Origin of the sequence: Pseudomonas cedrina subsp. cedrina (assembly GCF_001983175.1) — a bacterium.
Lineage (GTDB): Bacteria > Pseudomonadota > Gammaproteobacteria > Pseudomonadales > Pseudomonadaceae > Aquipseudomonas > Aquipseudomonas cedrina.
The window spans coordinates 261,730-282,071 of record NZ_MNPW01000007.1; the positions used below are offsets into that span (position 1 = coordinate 261,730).

The 20,342-nt window shown below is 58.3% G+C and carries 18 protein-coding genes; 10 read left to right on the top strand and 8 right to left on the bottom strand.

Annotated features, from left to right (window positions below; genetic code table 11):
• Window positions 1-2: 2 nt before the first annotated feature.
• Window positions 3-992 (bottom strand): Gfo/Idh/MocA family protein, encoded by a 990-nt coding sequence (locus BLL36_RS16645; protein ID WP_076952477.1) that lies wholly within the window; start codon window positions 990-992, stop codon window positions 3-5.
• A gap of 128 nt (window positions 993-1,120) precedes the next feature.
• On the opposite strand from BLL36_RS16645, the gene BLL36_RS16650 reads away from it, so the two are divergent.
• Together BLL36_RS16650 and BLL36_RS16655 are read left to right on the top strand one after the other, a co-directional pair.
• Window positions 1,121-1,483 carry an NUDIX hydrolase gene (locus BLL36_RS16650; protein ID WP_076952478.1) on the top strand — a complete coding sequence of 121 codons (363 nt, stop codon included), beginning with the start codon at window positions 1,121-1,123 and terminating at the stop codon, window positions 1,481-1,483.
• A gap of 175 nt (window positions 1,484-1,658) precedes the next feature.
• Window positions 1,659-2,603, top strand: coding sequence for a sensor domain-containing diguanylate cyclase (locus tag BLL36_RS16655; RefSeq protein WP_076952479.1), 945 nt, complete (start codon window positions 1,659-1,661; stop codon window positions 2,601-2,603).
• A 290-nt stretch (window positions 2,604-2,893) separates the two neighbouring features.
• Here the strand turns inward: BLL36_RS16655 and BLL36_RS16660 are convergent, their stop codons facing one another.
• From BLL36_RS16660 to BLL36_RS16670, 3 genes are all read right to left on the bottom strand, one after another.
• On the bottom strand, window positions 2,894-3,340 hold the full coding sequence (locus BLL36_RS16660) for a GNAT family N-acetyltransferase (RefSeq protein WP_076952480.1): 447 nt from the start codon (window positions 3,338-3,340) through the stop codon (window positions 2,894-2,896).
• Window positions 3,341-3,377: 37 nt separating this feature from the next.
• The gene (locus BLL36_RS16665; RefSeq protein ID WP_026139966.1) at window positions 3,378-3,707 is read right to left on the bottom strand and encodes a hypothetical protein; all 330 of its coding nucleotides are present in this window, start codon (window positions 3,705-3,707) and stop codon (window positions 3,378-3,380) included.
• A gap of 92 nt (window positions 3,708-3,799) precedes the next feature.
• Entirely contained in the window at window positions 3,800-6,295 is a 2,496-nt protein-coding gene (locus BLL36_RS16670; protein WP_076952481.1) for a TonB-dependent siderophore receptor, read from the bottom strand.
• A 253-nt stretch (window positions 6,296-6,548) separates the two neighbouring features.
• Between BLL36_RS16670 and BLL36_RS16675 the strand changes: the two genes are divergently transcribed.
• From BLL36_RS16675 to BLL36_RS31045, 3 genes are all read left to right on the top strand, one after another.
• Window positions 6,549-11,159 carry a polymorphic toxin type 47 domain-containing protein gene (locus BLL36_RS16675; protein ID WP_083735291.1) on the top strand — a complete coding sequence of 1,537 codons (4,611 nt, stop codon included), beginning with the start codon at window positions 6,549-6,551 and terminating at the stop codon, window positions 11,157-11,159.
• Window positions 11,156-11,548, top strand: coding sequence for a hypothetical protein (locus BLL36_RS16680; RefSeq protein WP_076952482.1), 393 nt, complete (start codon window positions 11,156-11,158; stop codon window positions 11,546-11,548). Before BLL36_RS16675 ends, BLL36_RS16680 begins: the two co-directional genes overlap by 4 nt.
• A gap of 257 nt (window positions 11,549-11,805) precedes the next feature.
• Window positions 11,806-11,955, top strand: coding sequence for a hypothetical protein (locus tag BLL36_RS31045; RefSeq protein WP_157697306.1), 150 nt, complete (start codon window positions 11,806-11,808; stop codon window positions 11,953-11,955).
• Window positions 11,956-12,335: 380 nt separating this feature from the next.
• Here BLL36_RS31045 and BLL36_RS16685 read toward each other — a convergent pair whose 3' ends face one another.
• On the bottom strand, window positions 12,336-12,773 hold the full coding sequence (locus BLL36_RS16685; protein WP_076952483.1) for a DUF3995 domain-containing protein: 438 nt from the start codon (window positions 12,771-12,773) through the stop codon (window positions 12,336-12,338).
• A gap of 93 nt (window positions 12,774-12,866) precedes the next feature.
• Between BLL36_RS16685 and BLL36_RS16690 the strand changes: the two genes are divergently transcribed.
• Together BLL36_RS16690 and BLL36_RS16695 are read left to right on the top strand one after the other, a co-directional pair.
• Complete coding sequence (locus tag BLL36_RS16690) at window positions 12,867-13,256, top strand: DUF2946 domain-containing protein (RefSeq protein ID WP_076952484.1); 390 nt, start codon at window positions 12,867-12,869, stop codon at window positions 13,254-13,256.
• A gap of 95 nt (window positions 13,257-13,351) precedes the next feature.
• A complete protein-coding gene (locus BLL36_RS16695; RefSeq protein ID WP_076952485.1) occupies window positions 13,352-15,478 on the top strand; it encodes a TonB-dependent receptor in 2,127 nt (708 codons plus the stop codon).
• Window positions 15,479-15,614: 136 nt separating this feature from the next.
• Here the strand turns inward: BLL36_RS16695 and BLL36_RS16700 are convergent, their stop codons facing one another.
• Window positions 15,615-16,631: an ABC transporter substrate-binding protein gene (locus BLL36_RS16700; RefSeq protein ID WP_076952486.1), complete on the bottom strand. Its 1,017-nt coding sequence runs from the start codon at window positions 16,629-16,631 to the stop codon at window positions 15,615-15,617.
• Window positions 16,632-16,761: 130 nt separating this feature from the next.
• Entirely contained in the window at window positions 16,762-17,232 is a 471-nt protein-coding gene (locus BLL36_RS16705) for a hypothetical protein (protein ID WP_076952487.1), read from the bottom strand.
• A gap of 393 nt (window positions 17,233-17,625) precedes the next feature.
• Between BLL36_RS16705 and BLL36_RS16710 the strand changes: the two genes are divergently transcribed.
• The 3 genes from BLL36_RS16710 (at window position 17,626) to BLL36_RS16720 (ending at window position 18,552) form a co-directional block, all read left to right on the top strand.
• Window positions 17,626-17,901: a hypothetical protein gene (locus tag BLL36_RS16710; RefSeq protein WP_076952488.1), complete on the top strand. Its 276-nt coding sequence runs from the start codon at window positions 17,626-17,628 to the stop codon at window positions 17,899-17,901.
• A 109-nt stretch (window positions 17,902-18,010) separates the two neighbouring features.
• Window positions 18,011-18,241: a hypothetical protein gene (locus tag BLL36_RS16715; protein WP_076952489.1), complete on the top strand. Its 231-nt coding sequence runs from the start codon at window positions 18,011-18,013 to the stop codon at window positions 18,239-18,241.
• A gap of 68 nt (window positions 18,242-18,309) precedes the next feature.
• Window positions 18,310-18,552, top strand: coding sequence for a DUF2789 domain-containing protein (locus BLL36_RS16720; RefSeq protein WP_076952490.1), 243 nt, complete (start codon window positions 18,310-18,312; stop codon window positions 18,550-18,552).
• A 42-nt stretch (window positions 18,553-18,594) separates the two neighbouring features.
• Here the strand turns inward: BLL36_RS16720 and BLL36_RS16725 are convergent, their stop codons facing one another.
• Complete coding sequence (locus BLL36_RS16725; RefSeq protein WP_394329490.1) at window positions 18,595-20,277, bottom strand: methyl-accepting chemotaxis protein; 1,683 nt, start codon at window positions 20,275-20,277, stop codon at window positions 18,595-18,597.
• Between the last annotated feature and the right edge of the window lie 65 nt (window positions 20,278-20,342).

Sequence of the window (20,342 nt, forward strand, 5' to 3'; positions counted from 1 at the left end):
TCCTATCGCGGTTGCCCGGGATGGTTGGGGTTACGTTGTAGTACCTTGTCCAGGATCCGATCAGTCTTCAACGCTTCGATCGCCAGTGACGGATGCTCGGCTTCACCACGGATATGCGCGTTCATCGCCAACACGTGGTGCCATTGGATATGCGCGTGGCACGCTACTTCCAGTACTTCGTCGACCTCCCCTTCAAGGCGCAGGGGCTGGTCCTCAAAGACCGAAAACTGGATGCGCCCGCGGCTGCCGATCAGTTCGACCAAGTCTTCACGTCGGTCCGCGACAAAATTCCAGCAGCCCATGCCCATCGCGCCCGAACTGAAGGTCCAGCACGCCGTCACGGCATCCTCGGCCGCATAGTGCCCGGCCTGGCGCGCGGTAAAGCCTGAGACTTCGATGATATCCCCGGCCAGGTATTGGAACAGGTCGAACCCATGGCTGGCCAGGTCGGCGAAGTAACCGCCACCGGCAACGGCTGGGTCCGTACGCCAGTTGGCGGCACTGGCGTCATCGGCGCTCGGTGGCTTGCACAGCGTCCAGGTGAGGTGGCGCAGCTCGCCGATGCGCCCGTCCCGCAACCAATCGCGCACCTGCTGGAAGCGCGGCAGCGAACGGCGGTAGTAGGAGACAAACAAATGCAGCCCGGCGCGCTCGAAGGTACGCTGCATCAACGCGCTCTGCTCGGCATTCAGCGACATGGGTTTCTCGACGCAGCAATGCTTGCCGGCGGCGGCCACCATCAGGCTGTATTCAAGGTGACTGTCAGGCGGCGTGGCGATGTACACGGCGTCCACTTCGGGGTCGTTGATCAGGGCTTGAGCGTCGGTGTAGAAACGGGCAATGCCGTGGCGTGCCGCATAATCACGCACCGCGGCTTCACGACGCCCCATCACCGCCACCAACGCAGAACCTGGCGCTTTGTAGAAAGCCGGTCCACTCTTCACTTCAGTGACACTGCCACAGCCGATCATGCCCCAGCGTACGGTGCTCATCTGCTCTCCTCGTCCGTTTTTTATCAAGCGGGCAGTATCCACATCCCCACCCGTCAGCGCCATAAGCAGTTAGCATGACAATTGCATTACACTTTTATGACATTCATTCCTCTGCGGGGGCACAGACGATGAAAATACGCGCAACGGTCATCTGCGAGCACGAAGGCAATATCCTTTTCGTGCGCAAGGCCAGGTCGAAATGGGCCTTGCCCGGAGGCAAGGTCGAACGCAACGAACGCCCGGTCGGCGCCGCCGAGCGCGAGCTGGAAGAGGAAACCGGCCTGAGCGTGGACGGCTTGCTCTATCTGCAGGAATTGAAGGCTCGTGACACGGTTCATCATGTGTTCGAGGCATCTGTAGTGAACATCGGCGAAGCAAAGCCCTGCAATGAAATAACCGACTGCCAGTGGCATCCGTATGGGGCGATTGATGACTTGGATACCACGGATGCTACACGGCATATCGTTAAGTCATTTGTGCGTCGGCTGTAATTCTGCGATCAACCGCCCTATAGCCATGGAGTGCGGCTTTGATCTCGGTGCGCATATACCCCCCTTGTTGGGAAGCGATGACGCTATCCTCTTGTCTGCCGTCGCAACGAGCGCTTGACTCCGGTGGTCGATCACAAGACGCTCTTGGCATTTAGCCATCACCGAGCAGCCTGCCATGAGTATCGATCCTCCCAGCCGACCCGACGGCGACGTGTACAGGACCCTGCTGGAGTCGACAAAGGCCATCCCCTGGCGCATCGACTGGCAGACCATGACGTTCAGCTATATCGGCCCGCAGATCGAGACGTTGCTCGGCTGGACCCCGCAAAGTTGGGCCAACGTAAACGACTGGGTCGAACGCATGCACCCGGACGACCGTGAATACGTCGTGGATTTCTGCGTATCGCAATCCCGCGCCGGGGTGGACCACGAGGCGGATTACAGAGCGCTGACGGTGAACGGCGACTATGTGTGGATCCGCGATGTGGTGCATGTGGTACGCAAGAACGGCGAAGTCGAATCGCTGATTGGCTTCATGTTCGACATCAGCGAACGCAAGAAGACCGAAGAACATTTGGTGCGCCTGCAAAAACAACTTGAGGAATATTCCTACCAGGACGGTCTGACCGGCATCGCCAACCGGCGCATGTTCGACACCGTGCTGGAGCGCGAATGGGCCAGCGCCCAGCGCAGCCAGTTGCCCCTGTCGCTTATCATTCTGGATATCGATTTTTTCAAGCAGTACAACGACCATTACGGGCATATCAAGGGCGACGAGTGCCTGCGCCAAGTTGCACACACGCTGTCGCAAGCCGCCAACCGGCCACGGGATTTCATTGCACGTATCGGCGGCGAAGAGTTTGTGTGGTTGTTGCCGGACACCGATCCAGCGTCGGCCAGGCAGGTGGCGCAACGCTGCCTGCATCTGATCCGCCAGCAACAGATCGAGCATGGTTATTCGGCAGTATCGAATTCGCTGACGTTGAGCCTGGGCGTCGGCACGCGAATCGTGAAACCCGATAGCTCGATGCTGGATTTTGTCGAAGAGGTCGACAAGTTGCTGTACCAAGCCAAGCGCAACGGGCGGATGCGCGCGGAGTTCGCCAACGGTGACGTGTGACGGCAAGCTCAAATTGCAGGCAAAAAAAATCCCAAGTAGCTGATGGAAACTTGGGATTTAAAAATGCATAAACCGTGGGAGGTGAACGCCCGGTCATAATAACGATAGAGAAAAGGGGTAACAAGATTATTTTAATCCTTTCGTCGGATTAGAAGCGTTGTAAGTCATTCAATAACCACATGTTTTTTAAGGTCGCGAGTTAGATGAGTGCCACTTTTTGGTGCAACTACCGCCAATACTCCCGCTTATAAACACGGCTGTCAGATCAAGCAGAGACCATACTTTATGACCTAATGCGCCCTACTCTTCTCGTAACGCACATCGTGACCCTCGACCTTACCGACCACGGTCCAGCCCAGCCGTTGGTAAAACCCGTTGGCGCGTATTTCGTCGCGACCATCGGTAATCAGGAACAGCCTGTCGTGGTGCTCAAACAGCGCGGCTTCGGCCACTGCCATCAGTTGGCGGCCCAATCCCAGGTTCTCGTGAGTCGGCAACACGAACAGCGCAAATACCTCGCCCTCGGCCAGGTTGACCATGGCAAAGGCGACAGGCCGACCATCCACTTCGGCGACCCATGCGCAAGGTGCGTCACGAATACTGTCCGCGAGCACTTGCGGCGTGATACCCAGCTCCGCCATCTGCTCGACGCTTAAATGGTTTTGCACCACCGAGGTGCGGATATGGAACAGCGTGTCGATGTCGTCCTGCGTCGCCGCGCGGATTAGCGTTTGCATACTGGCCTCCGTTGGAAGACGCGATTGTTCGTCGGGGTCATTTACGCGCAACTTTGTAGCGCACGCAGTCCTGATAGAAACTCTGACGAATCGCCTCGGGCTTGAGCCGTGAGCGGCTGTCGTAGGTCTGTTCGGTAATGCCCATGGCCATCATGCGCATCCAGGACTTGTTGAACTTAATGGTCTGGATCTTCTGCCGCGCGGCGTACAGCGACACCCCCGACAGCTTGAGCTCCTGGGCCCTGGCGGCGGTGCCGGCGCCCCAACTGCACATGTACTTGTCACCCTCGCGCAGCTCCCGTGCCTGCACGGCAGCCGCGCCGCCGGCCAGGGAGCAGGCGATCAGCATGATTCCAACGTTGCGCATGTGTATCCCTACCCTAACCACCTGAAAATAAACGTGATTCTGGCGAGGATTTGGTTACAAAGGGGCCATTAAATTGCCTTATCGGTTGGCTATCACCATTGGTAAGTGGCGCTGGCTTGCACGGTGCGCTGTGAGCCGTACCAGCACCAGGAATAGGAGTAACAGGAGGCGACATACTCTTTATTCGCCAGGTTGGTAGCGTTCAGGGCCAAACGCAGGTTGTCCTTGAGGTTGGCGATGTTCGGGATGTCGTAATGCACCGCCGCGTCAAACAGCGTGTAGCCCGGTACCTTGAGCGTGTTCGCGGTATCCCCCCAGGAAGACCCGACATAACGCGCGCCCGCCCCGACACCGAAGCCTTTGAGGTCGCCATCGTGGAAGGTGTAGTCAGCCCACGCCGAGGCAGTGTGGCGCGGGATCGCGTAGGTGGTGGTGCCTTCGGCGGCAAGGTTCGGACCTACGCCAATATCACCGATGGGCGAATAGCGCACCGTGTTGTTGGACTTGCTGATGCGGTTATCCAGGTAAGCGTAGGCCGCGGTGATGTCCAGGTTATCGTTGAGGCTGGCCTTGCCTTCCAGTTCAAAGCCCCGGGATTGCACCTCGCCGTCCTGGCTCTGGCAACGCCCGCTGCCGCACAGGTGGGTGGGGTCCGGGTCGGTGGTCAGCACATTGGTCTGGCGCAGGTCGAAGATCGCTGCGGTGATAAAACTGTTGCTGCCCGGCGGCTGGTACTTGATGCCGACCTCATACTGTTTGCCTTCGGTCGGTTTGAACACCGAGCCGCCATACCCCGTGCCAGATTGCGGATTGAACGACTCCGCGTAACTGGCATACGGCGCCAAGCCATTATCGAAGAGGTAAACCAGGCCAACTCGGCCGGTGAAGGCCTTGCTGTCCAGCGACGACTTGCTCTTGGCACCGCTGCTGATGGTTTGAGTGCTGTTATCGGTGCTGGCCCAGTCATAGCGACCGCCCAACAACAGCACCCACTTGTCCCACTTCATCTGTTCCTGCAGGTAGACACCGGTCTGTTCGCTACGCGACGTACCGTCGGTGGTATACGCCGGCACCGGGGCCGCTGCGCCGTAGACCGGATCAAAAATATCCAGGGTTGGCCCGGCTTTGTAGACACCCGAGGCGGAGAGCGTGTCGGTGCTGGTGTTCTGATAGTCCAGCCCCATCAGCAACGTGTGCTGCAACGGCCCGGTATCAAATTTGGCCTGTAACTGGTTGTCGAGCGTGTAGGCATCCATGTCCACATCGCTGGCAATGGTTGAACGCTGAATGGTGCGGTAATCCGATAACAGGATGTTGCTGTAGAGGCTGCGATAACGACCTTCGGTGCGCAGGTAGCGGGCATTCTGGCGTACGGTCCACACGTCATCAAACTGGTGCTCAAACGCCCAGCCGATCGAGTAATACTCGCGGTCACTCTTCTCGAAACTCTTCTCACCGTCATAAAAATCCACATCGATCTTGCGCCCGGTCGGGCTATGCAACACCGATCCCCAGGCCGGCACCGAACCGTAGGACGCGCCCTTGGGGTCTTTCTGGAAATGCCCGAGCAAGGTCAGCGAGGTGGCGTCGTCCGGGCGCCAGGTGAAGGCGCTGGACAGCGACTGGCGGCGCGTCTCTGTGTGGTCCACCTGGCCATCGGCATCGTCGAAAAGCCCGGCCACACGGTAGGAATACACACCTTGATCATCCAGCGGACCACTCAAGTCGAAGGTCGTACGCTTCTTGTTGAAGGTGCCGTATTCCACGCCCACCTCATGGAACGGCGTGTCCAGCGGGCGCTTGCTGACCATATTGATCACCCCGCTCGGCGTGCCTTGGCCATACAGCACTGAGGCCGGGCCGCGCAGGACTTCGACGCGCTCCAGGTCAAACGCATCCTTTTGCGGCAAGGCGTCACGGCTGGAAGGCATGCGCAGGCCGTCAAGGTAAGTGGCCGGGGCGAAACCCCGGATAGTTAGTTGGTCAAGACGCGACGCGGTGGCGCCACGCGTCTCCGGGATTACGGCGGCGCTGTAGCGCAGGATCTGGTTGAGGCTCTCGGCGTTCTGTGCACGCATCTGGTCTTTGGTGACGATGGAGATCGACTGCGGGGTTTCGATCAGCGCGGTGTCGGTCTTGGTGCCCGACAAGCTGCGCGTGGCCACGTAACCGGACACCGGACCGGTAGGGCTCTCGGCCTGGTACGCGCCGCTGATGGTGGTGGCCTGCAGCTCCATCGCCCCGCCGTTATCCGGTATGACTTCGAGGCGATAGCGGTCGGCGGAGATCTTCAAGGCCTGCAGGCCGCTGCCGGCGAGCAATTGATTGAGTGCGGCCTCGGTGTCGTATTGCCCACTCAAACCGTTGCTGCGCTTGCCCCGCGTCAGGCTCGCATCGAAGGCCAGCACCAGGCCCGCCTGCTCGGCCAGGCTATTGAGCGCCTGGCTCAGGTCACCGGCGGGAATCGAAAAACCGCGCACGGTGCTCTCTTCAGCGAAGGAGTTCTGGACAGTCAGCAACGGCACAGCGGCAAAAGCCATCGCCACAGACAAAGCCAGTGGATGCAAGGGACGAGCAAGGCGCGACATGGGAAATCCTGCGTAATAAGGGTTCTATTAACCATGACGGCCATGTCTGGAAATCGGGCAAGGATGAGAGCGATTTTTATTTGAGAGTGGTTGCTGCAATCAGCTGTGTCGCTTTTGTGTGTGGCTTTTCGGGTTGGTTTTTCGTGTTTTTTCCCCGCGCGTAGTCGGCCTTTTCTGAATTTATCAACCGTTCATCCAGCCGCTTTTCGCTGCGGCATGCTCCGACGCCTTGCCCCTCGTTGAGACGTCACGGATGACCCACGCTGCCCACATTGCCCTTATCGAACATGAGCTGAACGGCTTTCATCAGAGCCTGGAGATTTATCGCCAACAGATGAACGCCTGGTATTCCCGTGCGCTGGATTCGGTGAGTCATGGGTTGGATATGCCGTCGTTGCTCGGGATGGACCGGGTGTTGCGGGTGGGAGATTCGCAGCGTTCCATGAGTATTTCCGACTCTGAATTTGCCACCGTGGCCCAGTGCCCGGTGGGCGGCGAGCTGAAGATCGAGAGCCTGTTCGAGTCGGTGTATGACGTGCCGATCGGCAATATCCCGGCTGAGGTGATCGGACTGGACGACGGCAGTTCCACCCTGATCATGCTGGATGAACAGGGCAAAGGCTCGCACTACTGCGCGGCGGGCGGGCGCTATCAGGTGCGGGTGCAGGGTGCCGTTTCCGAGGAGCAGGTGGACGCGCTGTTCGCCTCCTACACCGGGCTTACTTCAGACCTTGAGCAGTGGCTGCGCAAGCAATGGTCTGGTTTCAAGCCTCATTGGGAGCGCTCTTCCGCCAGCGCGATTGGCAGCGGCGTGCTGGCGGGCAGCTGGGCCGCGATCCGCGATGTGTGGGACAGCATCAAGTTGGTACAGGCGATCCTTGAAGACCCGCTGAAATTCGTCGAGCAATTGGGTGATCAGGCCGCCCAGTTGGCGCGGATCGCTATGGATGCGCCCAAGGTCATGGAACAGGCGATGTTGCTGGCCAGTGATGAAGCGGCGCTGTTCCTGATGGTGCGCACGGCGATGATCTGGTTGGCCGCATTGCCGCCCAGTGAGATCGCCGAGGTGGCCGCCGGGTTTGTGGTGTCGGTGCTGATTGATCTGGTGATTGGCGCGGTGCTGACCATCGCCTTGCCAGCGGCGGGTGTGGCGTATTTGAGTTTGCGGCTGATCAAGTATGGCGCGCGGATTCTTGAGGCTGCGGTGGGCTTTGTTAAGGGTCTTTTAGGGATTCTGACGCAGTTCATGCAGGCGGTGGATCGCTACAAGGCCGTTGCGGTGCGCGGGGTGGTTGGCGGGCTGAAGCAAGGCACGATGCAGATGCGCTGGAAGGCGCGGCAGAACGCGGTGCTTAAGCAGCAAGAGCATGTGGATGATGTGCCTGCGGTTGCGAAAAACCCGGCGGGGGATGCGGCTGATTATTCGGACAAGACCGCCACCAACGGTTGCCCGGTGTCGATGGTCACGGGTGAGGAGTTGCTGACGCTGACCGATGGGGTGCTGGACGGGATTTTGCCGTTTGAGTGGGCCCGGTTGTACCGCACCAGTGCGGTGGAATTGGATGTTGGGTTGGGGTTTGGGTGGAGTCACTCGCTGGCGCATCGGTTGGTTGTTTCCGGTGATTCGGTGGTGTGGACGGATCATGAGAATCGGTCGACCGCCCTGCCCTTACCTTCCATTTCTCGGCCCACGATTACCAATAGCCTGGCGGAAGCAGCGATCTATTTGGGATCGTTGCCCGATGAGTTGGTACTGGCGCAAGCGTCACGATTCTATCACTTTCGCGACGGTGTGCTGACGGCGATCAGCGATGCGAATGACAACCGGCTGCGCATCTCACGGGATTTGCTGGGGCGCATTGAGCGGCTGGATAACGGCGTCGGGCGTTCGCTGTTTTTGCGCTATACGTCGGGCCGCATCGTGGCGGTGGACTACCAGATTGAGCGGGCGGTGGACGACGGTCCGTTTGTCTGGGTGACGAAACAGACCATTGTTTCCTACGCCTATGACGACCTTGGAAGGTTGGTTTCGGCGATCAATGCGGTAGGCGAAAGTGAGGTTTATCGGTACGACGAGCAGCACGTCATTCTTGAGCGTGGTTTGGCCGGTGGGGCGAGTTTTTTCTGGCAATGGGAACGGGCTGGCAAGGCAGCACGGTGTGTTCGGCATTGGGCCAGCTTTTCGCAGATGGATACGCGGTATGCCTGGGATGACAACGGCCAGGTCACGGTTTTTAACGCCGATGGCAGCCGGGAAGTCTACGTGCACGATGATCGGGCGCGGCTGGTGCAACGCATCGACCCGGATGGCGCCCAACACTTCAAATCCTACGACGACAAAGGTCGGCTGACTGTCGAGCAGGATCCGCTCGGGGCGATCACGGCGTATCAGTACGACGAAGCCGGACGCTTGGTGGCGTTGTTTCCAGGGGACGACGAGCCGACGACCTACGAGCATGACAACGGTTTCGTGCGGGTGGTGCGGCGAGGTGAAGCGGTCTGGAAATACGAACGTAATGACCAGGGCGACGTTACGCGCAAGACCGATCCCGACGGTAACTCGACGGACTATAGCTACAACAAATACGGACAACTGACACAGGTCTGGTACCCGGATCGCAGCTGTCATCGCTTGGTGTGGAATGCGCGTGGCCAGTTGCTTGAAGAGCAACTGCCGAATGGCGGAACCAAGCGCTATCGCTACGACGACCTCGGGCGAAAAATCAGCCAGGAAGACGAGCACGGCGCGCTCACGAAATTTGAATGGAACAACGTCGGGCGGCTAGTCCAAATCATCCTGCCGAGCGGCGACACGCGTAAATATACCTACAACGCCTACGGAAAAATCACCTCCGAACGCGACGAACTGGGCCACGTCACCCGCTACGAATACGCCGATGGCCTGCACCTGATCAGCCGCCGCATCAATGCCGACGGCACCCAGGTCAACTACCGCTACGACAACGCCCGGCTACTGCTGACCGAAATCGAAAACGAATCAGGCGAAACCTACAAGCTCGACTACCACAGCAATGGCCTGATCCAACAGGAAGTCGGGTTTGACGGAAAACGCACCGCCTACGTCTACGACCTCAACGGCAACCTCCAAGAAAAAACCGAACACGGCGACGACGGCAGTCAGCTAATCATCCGCTACGAACGCGATCACGCCGGGCGCCTCGTCAGAAAAACCCTGCCCGACGGCAACATCATCGATTACGCCTACGACCGCCAGGGCAATCTCCTCAGCGTCGACGACGGCCATTGGTTTTTAGCCTACGAATACGATCAGCAAAACCGCCTCACCGCCGAACACCAAGGCTGGGGCACCCTGCGCTACGGCTACGACGCGTGCGGCCAACTTCAAAAACTTCGCCTGCCCGACAACAACCGCCTCACCTTCAACCATGATAAGGGCGGCCATCTCGCCACCGTCGAACTGAACGGTCAAGTGCTCACATCACACCTGTTCAAAGCTGGCCAGGAACACCAACGCCAACAAGGCCAACTGATCAGTCGCTACCAATACGACGATCAACAGCGCCTGCACACCCACGCCGTCACCCAACAGAACAACTACTTCTACCAACGCCACTACGACTACGACAACTCCGGCAACCTCACACGCCTCAACGACACCCGCAAAGGCGAACACCACTACCACTACGACCCACTAGACCGCCTCACCCGCGCCGACCATTCCTACGGCGAACAGGAACGCTTCGCCCACGACCCGGCCGGCAACCTGCTCATGCAAGACCGCCCCGGCCCCGACATCGTCGCCGGCAACCGCCTGCTGATCCAAGGCGACCGCCACTACGACTACGACGCCTTCGGCAACCTCATCCGCGAACGACGCGGCAAAGGCCATCAACTCGCCAGCGAATATCGCTACGACTGCCAGCATCGGCTAATCAGCGTCACCCGACCCAACGGAAAAACCGCCAGCTACCGCTACGACCCGTTTGGCCGGCGCATCAGCAAAACCGTCGACGGCATCACCACCGAGTTCTTCTGGCAAGGCGACAAACTCATCGCCGAACACCAAGCGGGCCGGCATCGCAGCTATCTCTACGAACCGGACAGCTTCCGTCCGCTGGCCCTGCTGGAAGGCTTCGGCCCAAAAGAAGTCAGACCCTACCACTACCAACTCGACCACCTGGGCACTCCCCAGGAACTCACCACTCCGGACGGCGAAATCGTGTGGTCCGCGCATTACCGCGCCTACGGCGAAATCACCCTTCTCGACGTCAATAACATCGAAAACCCGCTGCGCTTCCAAGGTCAGTACTTCGACCCGGAAAGCGGGCTGCACAACAACCGCCATCGCTACTACAATCCAGATATTGGTCGTTACCTGACGCCCGACCCGGTGAAGCTGGCGGGTGGGATCAATGCATACCAGTACGTGCCGACCCCTACAGGATGGGTGGATCCGTTAGGGCTGGCATGCAAACCTGTGAATTGCCCTCGACAGAGCGCTAAAAAAGAATGGGAATTGAACCCCGCTGTCGATCTCGACTGGCGTAACAAAGACGGAAGCGCCCATGAAAACATGCACAGAGGGTTAGATGAGGCCTTTCGCAGGGCGGGGATACCAAAGCATGATTACAGCGTGACTAAGTGGGGAAAGGATATGAACGGAAAAACCTTTCCGACTGAATGGCGTGTGCTAAGAGGTCCAAACAAAGGTGCAGAAGTCAATATAGACGACCCAACGCTTGTTCCTAGTACGGAAGGGCCGCAATCACCGCACATCGGTTATCAAACTCCCGGCAAAAGAGCAGGTGGTGGGGCCACAAGAGGTCATATATTCCTTACACTGCTTCCTGTTAGCCGCTCAAAAATAGGAGTTACTCAATGAGCTATCTTGAAGAAGAAATAGATGAAGCCCTCAACACCTTAAATATCAACCACAACAAAATACATAGTGAGGATCTTAAAAAACTCATAAAAAAAATAACCGAAAAATTCTTTAGATCTGAAAGTCAAATTTTAGACCCTGTCAATCTCATCGAAAAAGCCACCGAGCACAACCCAAATTTCTGGAAAGAAATACCAGAACGTATAAAAAAAACAGACCTGATGCTTTTGGTTTTCGACACAGCCTATAGAGCATGGGAACTCAGGGATTCGCAAGAGCTAGCATCAGTCATAGGTGAAACGACCGGCTATCCATTCTGGGTAACGGATCAGAACTTAACTTTTTTAGTTCACTTAGATGACCATGACTGCGTTCTCTGGGCATATTAAAATTTATAAATAAGGCTTGCGGAAAAATAAATTATTTTGACGAAGAAGTTATAACCAGCCTGAAGTCCTTTAACATGATCTACAGGCTTTTTTTCTACTTCTAGCTTATTACAACAACCTAGCGCAGCCCCTCACTAGCCCTAAATTCACGAGAAAAAAGTAATTGAAAGCGAAATAAAAACAGTATTTCCTGAAACAGGAAAGTCAGATCTCTACACTTCAAACAAAGAACGAAAAAGAATTCTGGAGAACTATAAATGGCGACGCCACTGACAAAACGATCCGACCTCACAGCGAACAATATTAAAAAAGCACAGGTATTGGCGACCAGCGAACTAATAGAGGAAGAAATCACGCTGCTGATCAATAAAACTGCCGTGACATGCTTTGTCAACCACTGCCCATAAGAAATAAAAATAGGGAATTCTTATAATTTCGAGCTCACGTTAAACCTGGCCGACGATTATCAGGTTGAAAAAATATTGCCCACCGAATTGCTAGCTGAGCGAGTGGGTAATAGTTTCTCTTATATGCTCTACGGTACGTTAAACGATGGGGCTTTCCATACCTTTACTCTACTTAACGATGAGGGCATCCATTATGAACATCCTGATTTAAACGATTCTTTTATAAAATTATCTGTGGAAAGAATCGATGCAGCAATCCTGTGATGCACCGGTGACTAACAGCGGTATAAAAATTTTATGACTTTTATCAACTTTAACACCCTCGCGATCAAAAATCGTACAAGTTTTTTCATTCTTACCTATGAACAGCGCCAGACATTTCACCCCCACGCCACCACCAACAACCCCACCCCCAACGCCAAACACAACGGCGAATAAACCCACGTATCCAACCGCGCAAAGCGCGACCCACCCACCTTCTTGAAAAACCCCACCAACTCCGAATCCCCAATCGCCCTGGCAAACATAACCACCGCAATCACACTGATCCCCCACTGCAACGCGCCATGGGACACTGCCGAAAAATACAGCCCAGCCCGCAGGCACACCAGCAGTGCGATCCCCACCAGCCCCATCGCCACCAGCAAGGTGCCCAGCGCCGAAGGCTTGAATGCAGGCCGTGGTCCGCTGGCGAATTCGCCGGGCAATTGCGGGATGGCGGCGAGGCTGCCGAGTTTGCCGCCGGCGGCCCAGTACAGGTGCACCATGCTGATGCCGGTAAAAACCCCGACGATCCATCGTGCGATGACAACGCTCATGGCGGATGCTCCTTGGGTAGGTGCGAAACAGGATAGTCGGCCTGAGATTTTTTGCAGGCATTTCGTCGGCGGCTGATGGTAAAGTGCCGCCCCATGAAACTTGCCCGTGCCGACCGCTCGCTCATTGCCTGGATGCTCTACTGCTGCGTCCTGTTCAATGTGTTCGCCTGCAGTATCGGGCACGGGCAGATGGTCGGGATGCAGCTCAATGGCATCGGCGGCCAGTTTTGTACGGTGGACCCGCGCACCCAGGCGCCCAAGCCGTCCAACTCCACCGAAGAGAACCTGCCCACGCTGTCCAAGGCGTTTGGGTGTCCGCTGTGCTCCACCGGCGGCATGGGCCCGGCACTGAGTTCCAGCTTGAATGTGGCGGTATTGCCGCAGCCCCAGGCGCCACCGCCGGCGGTCGTCCTGGCCGCTGACATCTCCGCCCGCTTCACCTGGCCCACGGCTCACCCGCGCGCGCCGCCTGTTTTCGCCTGATCCCTTCGCTTTCTGATCTGCACTGACCAGCGTTTCCGCAAGGAAACACGTGCGGCTGTGCGTTGTTTTCAAGCCAAGTTTTTCAGGATTCAACCATGAAACATCTACCCCTGTTGGCGGGCCTGTTCGGCTGCCTGCCTGTTTGCGCCTGGGCCTTCGAATTGGCCCCTACCACCATCGATGGCGAACAAATCGCCGAGCCTGGCCTGGCGCTGGACCAACCCAGCGGCATGGCGTCGCGGTTGGGCTTGAGCGTGCGGGAAACGCCGGCGTCGGTGGCCATTGCCAATCGCAATGACATCCAGCGACACGGCGCCAAGACCTTCCGCGACGCGGCCAACACCCTGCCCGGCGTCAACGCCAGCGCACCGCCAGGCTTTGGCGGATTTGTCTCCTATCGCGGCTTTACCAGCAGCCAGATCACTCAGATGTTCAACGGGATCAGCGTCGCAACCGGCCTGGCCCGGCCCGTGGATGCCTGGGTTTATGATCGGGTGGAGCTGGTGGGCGGCCCCTCCTCCTTGATCAATGGCGCAGGCTCAGTGGGCGGTTCGCTCAACTACGTGACCAAGCTGGCCACCCGCGAGGAACAGGCGAGTGAAGGACAACTCACGTACGGCAGCCATGACACCGCCGGCATGGCGTTTGGCGTCAATCATGCGCTGACCGAACCCGGTGCCGACGTGCAGCATTACGCGCGCCTGGATGTGAGCCGCAACACCAACCACAGCTACATCGACCGCGACACGCGCGAAGCCTGGAGCCTGGCGTTCTCCCTGCTCAGCGACCTTACCCCCAACCTGTCCCACACCCTGGCGCTGGAATACCAGGATGAGCACGAAGACAGCCCCTACTGGGGTACGCCGGTGCTGAACCCCAAGGCCGGTGAGTTGAAGATCGACAAGCACAACCGTTTCAACAATTACAACGTCGCCGACGGTCGCTATGAACAGCGCACGGTCTGGACGCGCTCGATCATCGACTACCGCATCAACGACAGCACCACCCTGAAAAACACCCTGTACCACTTGGACAGCCAGCGCGATTACCGCAACCTGGAAACCTACCAGTACAACGCGAGCAACAGCGCCGTAAACCGCTCGACCGCCTACCAGGTGCGCCATCAAGGCGAACAGCAGGGCAACCAGTTCGAGCTGCGCCACGACGACCATATGTTCGGCCTGCCGACTACCTGGTCCGGCGGTTTCGAGTACAAGGTCAACAGCACCACCAACACCCCGCTGAACGTTCCGGGCAACAGCACGGTGGACCCGAACGCCTTCAACCCCGGCCACTTCTATGACATCCCGCGAACCCGGGAAAGCTTCGGCAAGGACAAGACCAACCAAGTCACCACACGGGCACTGTTCGTAGAAAACCGCCTGGAGCTCACCGACACCTTGTCGCTGCTGACGGGCCTGCGTTATGACGCCATTGACCTGGATGTCACCAACCATCGCGCAGTCACAATGACCAACCCCCGCCACTTCAAACGCAGCTGGGAGCCGGTGACCGGTCGCGTGGGCCTGACCTACCAGTTCATCCCCTCGGCCAATGTGTATGTGCAATACAGCACAGCCGCCGAGCAACCGAGCACCACCACGCAAGTGTTTGATGTCTCGACAGGCAAGCAGTGGGAAGTGGGCAGCAAGTTCGACTACCTGGACGGCCTCGGCTCGGCGACTGTTGCTGCCTACAGGATCGAACGCAAGGACTTTGCCGTGACCGATCCGCAGGACCCGACCAACAGTATCCCGGTCGGCGCGCAGTCATCCAAGGGCATTGAATTGGCCAGTTCGTTGCGCGTCACGCCAAAGCTGTTGGTGGAAGGCAACGTCGCCTGGGTGAACGCCAGGTACGAGGACTTCAATGAAAAAATCGCCACTGGCGCGGTGGTCTCACGCAAAGGCAACACGCCGACCAACGTCCCCCGGCGCGTGGGTAACCTGTGGCTGACGTATGACTTCTCTGAAGATTGGCAAGGGGGTGTGGATGCGCGGTACGTGGCCGAGGTGTATGCGGATAATGCCAACACGCAAACGGTGCCGGCCTACACGCTGTTCGGGAGTTTCCTGCGCTATCAGGTGGATTCGCATACCTCGGTGACGGGCCGGGTGCGCAACCTGACGAATGAGGTGTATGCCGAGTTTGCCCATGTGTCGCCGGCATATTACCTGGGGTCGCCAAGGACCTTCGAGCTGGCCATACAGACCCGTTTCTAAATATGAATACTGTCAATGTGGGAGCTGGCTTGCCTGCGATAGCGGGCTGTCAGCCAATAGATGTGGAGCTAACCCACTGCAATCGCAGGCAAGCCAGCTCCCACATTTGATCTCGACTTTATCAGGAAGGTCGGAGTTACTTCAGGCTTGCCTCAACCTTGCGCGCCACATCCTCAGTCAACCATGCTTTCCACACTTCAGGATGCTCCTTGAGGAACGCCTGGGCCACTTCCCGTGGCGCGCTGTGTTTCTCGCTCATGGACGCCAACGCTTTATTCAGCGGCTCAATGGGAAACTCAACTTTCTCAAAGAACTGGGCGATCTGCGGATGCGCCTTCTGGAACGGCGTAGACACCCCGATACTCAACTTCGACGCCAACGACCGCGTTGGCTGCGGATCAGGATTGTCCGCGTCCGTCAGGGTCTTCCAGGCCTCGGCGTCAAACGGTGGTTCCTCCAACTGGATCAGCTTGTAGCGCCCCATCAGCGGCGTCGGCGACCAGTAGTAGAACAACACCGGCTTGCCGCGGCGGATCGATGACGCGATCTCGGCATCCAGGGCCGCACCCGAGCCACTGCGGAAGTTCACGTAGCTGTCATCCAGGCCGTAGGCCTTGAGCTTCTGTTTGTTGACCACTTCCGAGGTCCAGCCGATAGGGCTGTTGAGAAAGCGCCCCTTGCCTGGGGATTCCGGGTCCTTGAACACGTCCTTGTAGCGCGCCAGGTCTTTCACGCTCTTGAGGTCCGGCGCCAGGGGCTTTATGCCTTTGGCAGGGTCGCCCTTGACCACGTATTCCGGCACCCACCACCCTTCGGTTGCGCCCTTGACCGTATCGCCCAGGCCGACCACCTTGCCTTCAGCCTCGGCCTTGACCCACACCGGACTGCGGCCGGCCCATTCTTCACCGATCACCTGGATGTCGTTCTTCGCCAGGGCGGTTTCCAGGGTAATGGTGGTGCCCGGCAAGGTGTCGGTGGGCAGGTCGTAGCCCTTCTCGACAATCACCCGCAGCACTTCGGTGATCAGGCTGCCGCTTTCCCAGTTCAGGTCGGCAAAATGGACCGGCGCCTCGGCGGCGGTGGCCGGCAGCGTCGTGGCTGAAAGCCCAAGGGTGGCCAGGGACGCAGCCAACAGCATTTTCAATCCTTTCATGCCTTCGCACCTCGCGTTATCGCAGCCAATGGCAGGCGGCTTTGCTGCGTATGCGCGAAGCCTCTGAGTAGTTAAGTCAACTCAACTGTAGTAGAGGTTCCGCACCGCGGGTGTTTGAGGTAGTTGATGCTTATTCGCTGGCCTTGAAGGTCACCAGTTCACCCTTGCGCCATTTGGCGGCCTTGCCGGTCACGGCCTTCAGGGTTTTGGTCAGGCCTTCCAGCAGTTGCTCATTGGCGGCGAACACCAGCATCACGCTGTGGCCTTCCTTGAACACGATGCCCTGGCCCTCGGCCGAGGACACAAAGGCGTAGTCGCCCAGGCCATAGACAGTCAACTTGATGTCACGGAACTTCAATTCGAACTTGCCACCTTCGCGACTGGGCAATACCGCCGCGCGGAAGTGATCACCGACTTTGAGTTCCAGGCGAGGCTTGTCATCCACCACCAGCGCCGCTTCGGTGTCGATTTCGGCGATGTAGATGCCTTCCGGCGTCTGCTCGGTGATGTAAACGAAACGGGATTGAAATTGTTTGACCAACTTTGCGCGCAAATCACCCAGCACGAACAACGCGTGCATATCCAGATTACTGACTGCCAAGGAAACGCCCCCACATCGAAAAGAGCGCTGTCCGCCGGAGCGGGCAGCACAAAAAAACGGCCATTACGGCACGATCACATCATTCATTCTTTGAAAAAAACTGAAGAAGCCCCGCTGTCGCGCCAAGACCGGTACAGACGTACGCGAAGACCTGGTGCAAGGTCGTCAGGCACCACAGGAGATCACAGGTTCACTGGCCCGAGAATACGGACCGACCCACTTCAGAGAATAACCCAGTTAAAAATGCAGTTTTCCGACACGCAAACACAAATAAACACGCGGCCATGGAACCGGGCACTGGCCGCCGACGACAATACTAAAACAGCAACCCCGATCAAAACCACCCAAAAACGCAGCACTTCAGTCATACGGATCGATTAAAAGGAGCAGGCCATGCAACGATCAACCTACAACGCTATGTCTTCGCACACCTGTTTATCCTCTCAGGACGACGTTCAATACTACCGCCTGGACAGCTTTGACGGGTACTCGGATTCGGTTCTTTACCAGGTCGTGCCCGCCGGCAGAAACTTCTTCCACATCCGCGAAGTGCTCAGCGGCCGCATAAGAGGCTTTCGCAGCGACCATGTCAAGGCCTGTGAGTTGGCAAAAAAACTCGAAGCGATGTTGCAGGCGCCCCATGGCGCAATCGTTTCGTCAGCCCGATAACTTAACTGCGCCGCCGCCCCCTAACAACTGCCATACTGGCCCGTCCACTGAAGTGTGTGCCCTGCGGGCACGCTTCACCAGTGCAGTTATCTCCAAGGGAAGGCTCTACGTGACGGAATTTGATATTGGCGAATTTTTCATCCATGGCGACGCAAGGGAAGTAGACGGCGAGTTCCAAGCGGTGATCGTAATGCGGGCCAAGCCACCGCTGACCACCGTCACCACTCACCAAGTGGAAAAAGACCGCTGGTTCAAAACCTTCGACACCGCGGCCCTCGCGGCAAAAGATGCCGCGAAGGCCCTCAAGGCTGCCGTGGATGCCGGCGCGTTGACCTCCTGAGAATCCGATAGAACTCTGCTGCGTCCCAAGCCTCCCATGCAGACACACCTGAACCGCATGGAGAACCTATGGACACCACGACCCCTACGCTTGAAACCCTGTTTGAACAACTGGGCCTGGATTCGAGCCAGGACGCGATCGAGCGGTTCACTGCCGAACACCGCCTGCCGGATGAAGTGAAACTGATCGACGCACCGTTCTGGACCGAGCAACAAGCGAGCTTCCTGAGGGAGCAATTACACGTAGACGCCGAATGGGCGCCGGCGGTTGACGACCTCAATGCATTGCTGCACGAATCTCCGGTCGCCTGATCGAAAGCAGGCTGCCTGACAGTCCCAGGCAGCCCTCCTCCCTTACCTTGCGCCCTTGACTGCCTCGGGCTTGTAGCCGAGGCGCAAGCCGCCCCAATGTCGGCCCTTGACCATGATCGGCACCGACAGATCGTGCATCAACTCCCCGGTGTCGCGGGTGTAGGTTTGCAGCAAGACGGCCTGTTGATGGCTACCGCAGCGAATCCCGGTGCGGTCTTCGAACTTGCGCTTGGTGCGGTTCTGCACGGCATCCACTTGGGCATCGCCCGTCAGCGCCTGGGAAAACGCTTTATTGTGCGTCGGCACGTAGCCCTGAGGCGTGCAGGCAATGGCGAACACCAACCCCTCATGCCGTGGCAGCAGCGCCTCCTGGATCGCCGGCAATACCTGGTCGGTGTAACCATCAAAGCGCGTGTGGTATTTGCTCGGGCTGGTGTTGGCAATCGGCGTGTAGCTGCGGTTGAACAGGTCATCCAGGCTGATGCGGTTCTGTTGCACATCGGCCTCGAACTGCGCGGCAATCCGGCTCGCACCTTCGCGGGCCAGGTCGTAGATACGCTGGTGATAGTCATCCAGCCCGACTTCGGCCAGGCGCTCGCTGATGGTTTCGGCCTGGCCTTCCATCTGCACGGCAGCGTCGGCCAACTGACGGGTTTGCTGGTCACTGACGGTCAAGTCGCTGCGCATCTGCTCCACGGCATGGAACAGGCTGTCGAGCTGGGTGCGATTGGTGTCGGTGCCCTGGGCGATTTCATTGACCTGACCTTCCACATCCGCCGCCAGGCTGGCGATGCTTTGCAGGTGTTCCCCGGCGTGTTCCACCTGCTCCACGCCGGTGTGCAGGTCTGCCGAGAGCTGGCGAATCTGCTCGACCACTTGGGCGGTGCGTTGCTGGATATCCGCCACCATCACCCCGACCTCATCCGTGGCCGTCGCCGTACGGCCCGCCAGGCCACGCACCTCATCGGCCACCACGGCAAACCCGCGACCATGTTCACCGGCCCGCGCCGCTTCAATGGCCGCGTTGAGCGCCAGCAGGTTGGTCTGGCTGGCGATGGATTGGATCACCAGGGTCACCCGCTGGATCTCCTCACTGCGTTGGCTCAAGGCTTCGATCAGTTCACGGCTGGCGTTGGCGCGCTGGCTGAGCTGGTGCATGCGGGTGATCGACTGGGCCAGCACTTCGCGGCCTTCGATGCTGCGCTGGTGGGCCTGGCTGGCGGCCCCAAGGGCCTCGCGACTGAGCTGGGCGGTGACCTTTTCGGTGCCGATCATGACTTCGGCGCTGCCGACAATCTGCTTGGCCGCGCTTAACTGCGACTGCAAGCGAGCCGCCAATTGCTTGACCGAATAGGCCACGCCGGCAGCGGACAATGCGTTGTGGCTGGTGGTATGGGACAGGTCGCGAGTCAACTCGCCGATGGCATCGACAGCGCCGGCAGACGCCACAACAGGCGTACGGCTTGTCAGGCGAGGCAGCCAGATCACCAGCAACGCCAGGGGCAGGCAGAGGTAAAGCGGCAGGCTGGCCAGCGCGAGGCCCAGCAATATCAGCACCAGGGCGGTGCTTTGCGCAAGCGGCGTCAACCAGCCGGGCAACGTGCGCGCCGCCGCGCGCGGTGGCACAGCTGCGCCTATCAGAGATCCGTCTCCAGCCATCTTCGTCACCCCGCTGCTTGTCGTTATTGTCGCTGCATTAAACGCCACTATCGGGCCATTATCCATGGGCCTTTAGTGGGGTAGCTTGCAACAGATCAATAGACCGACTGAAACGGGTCTTTCCCTGGGGA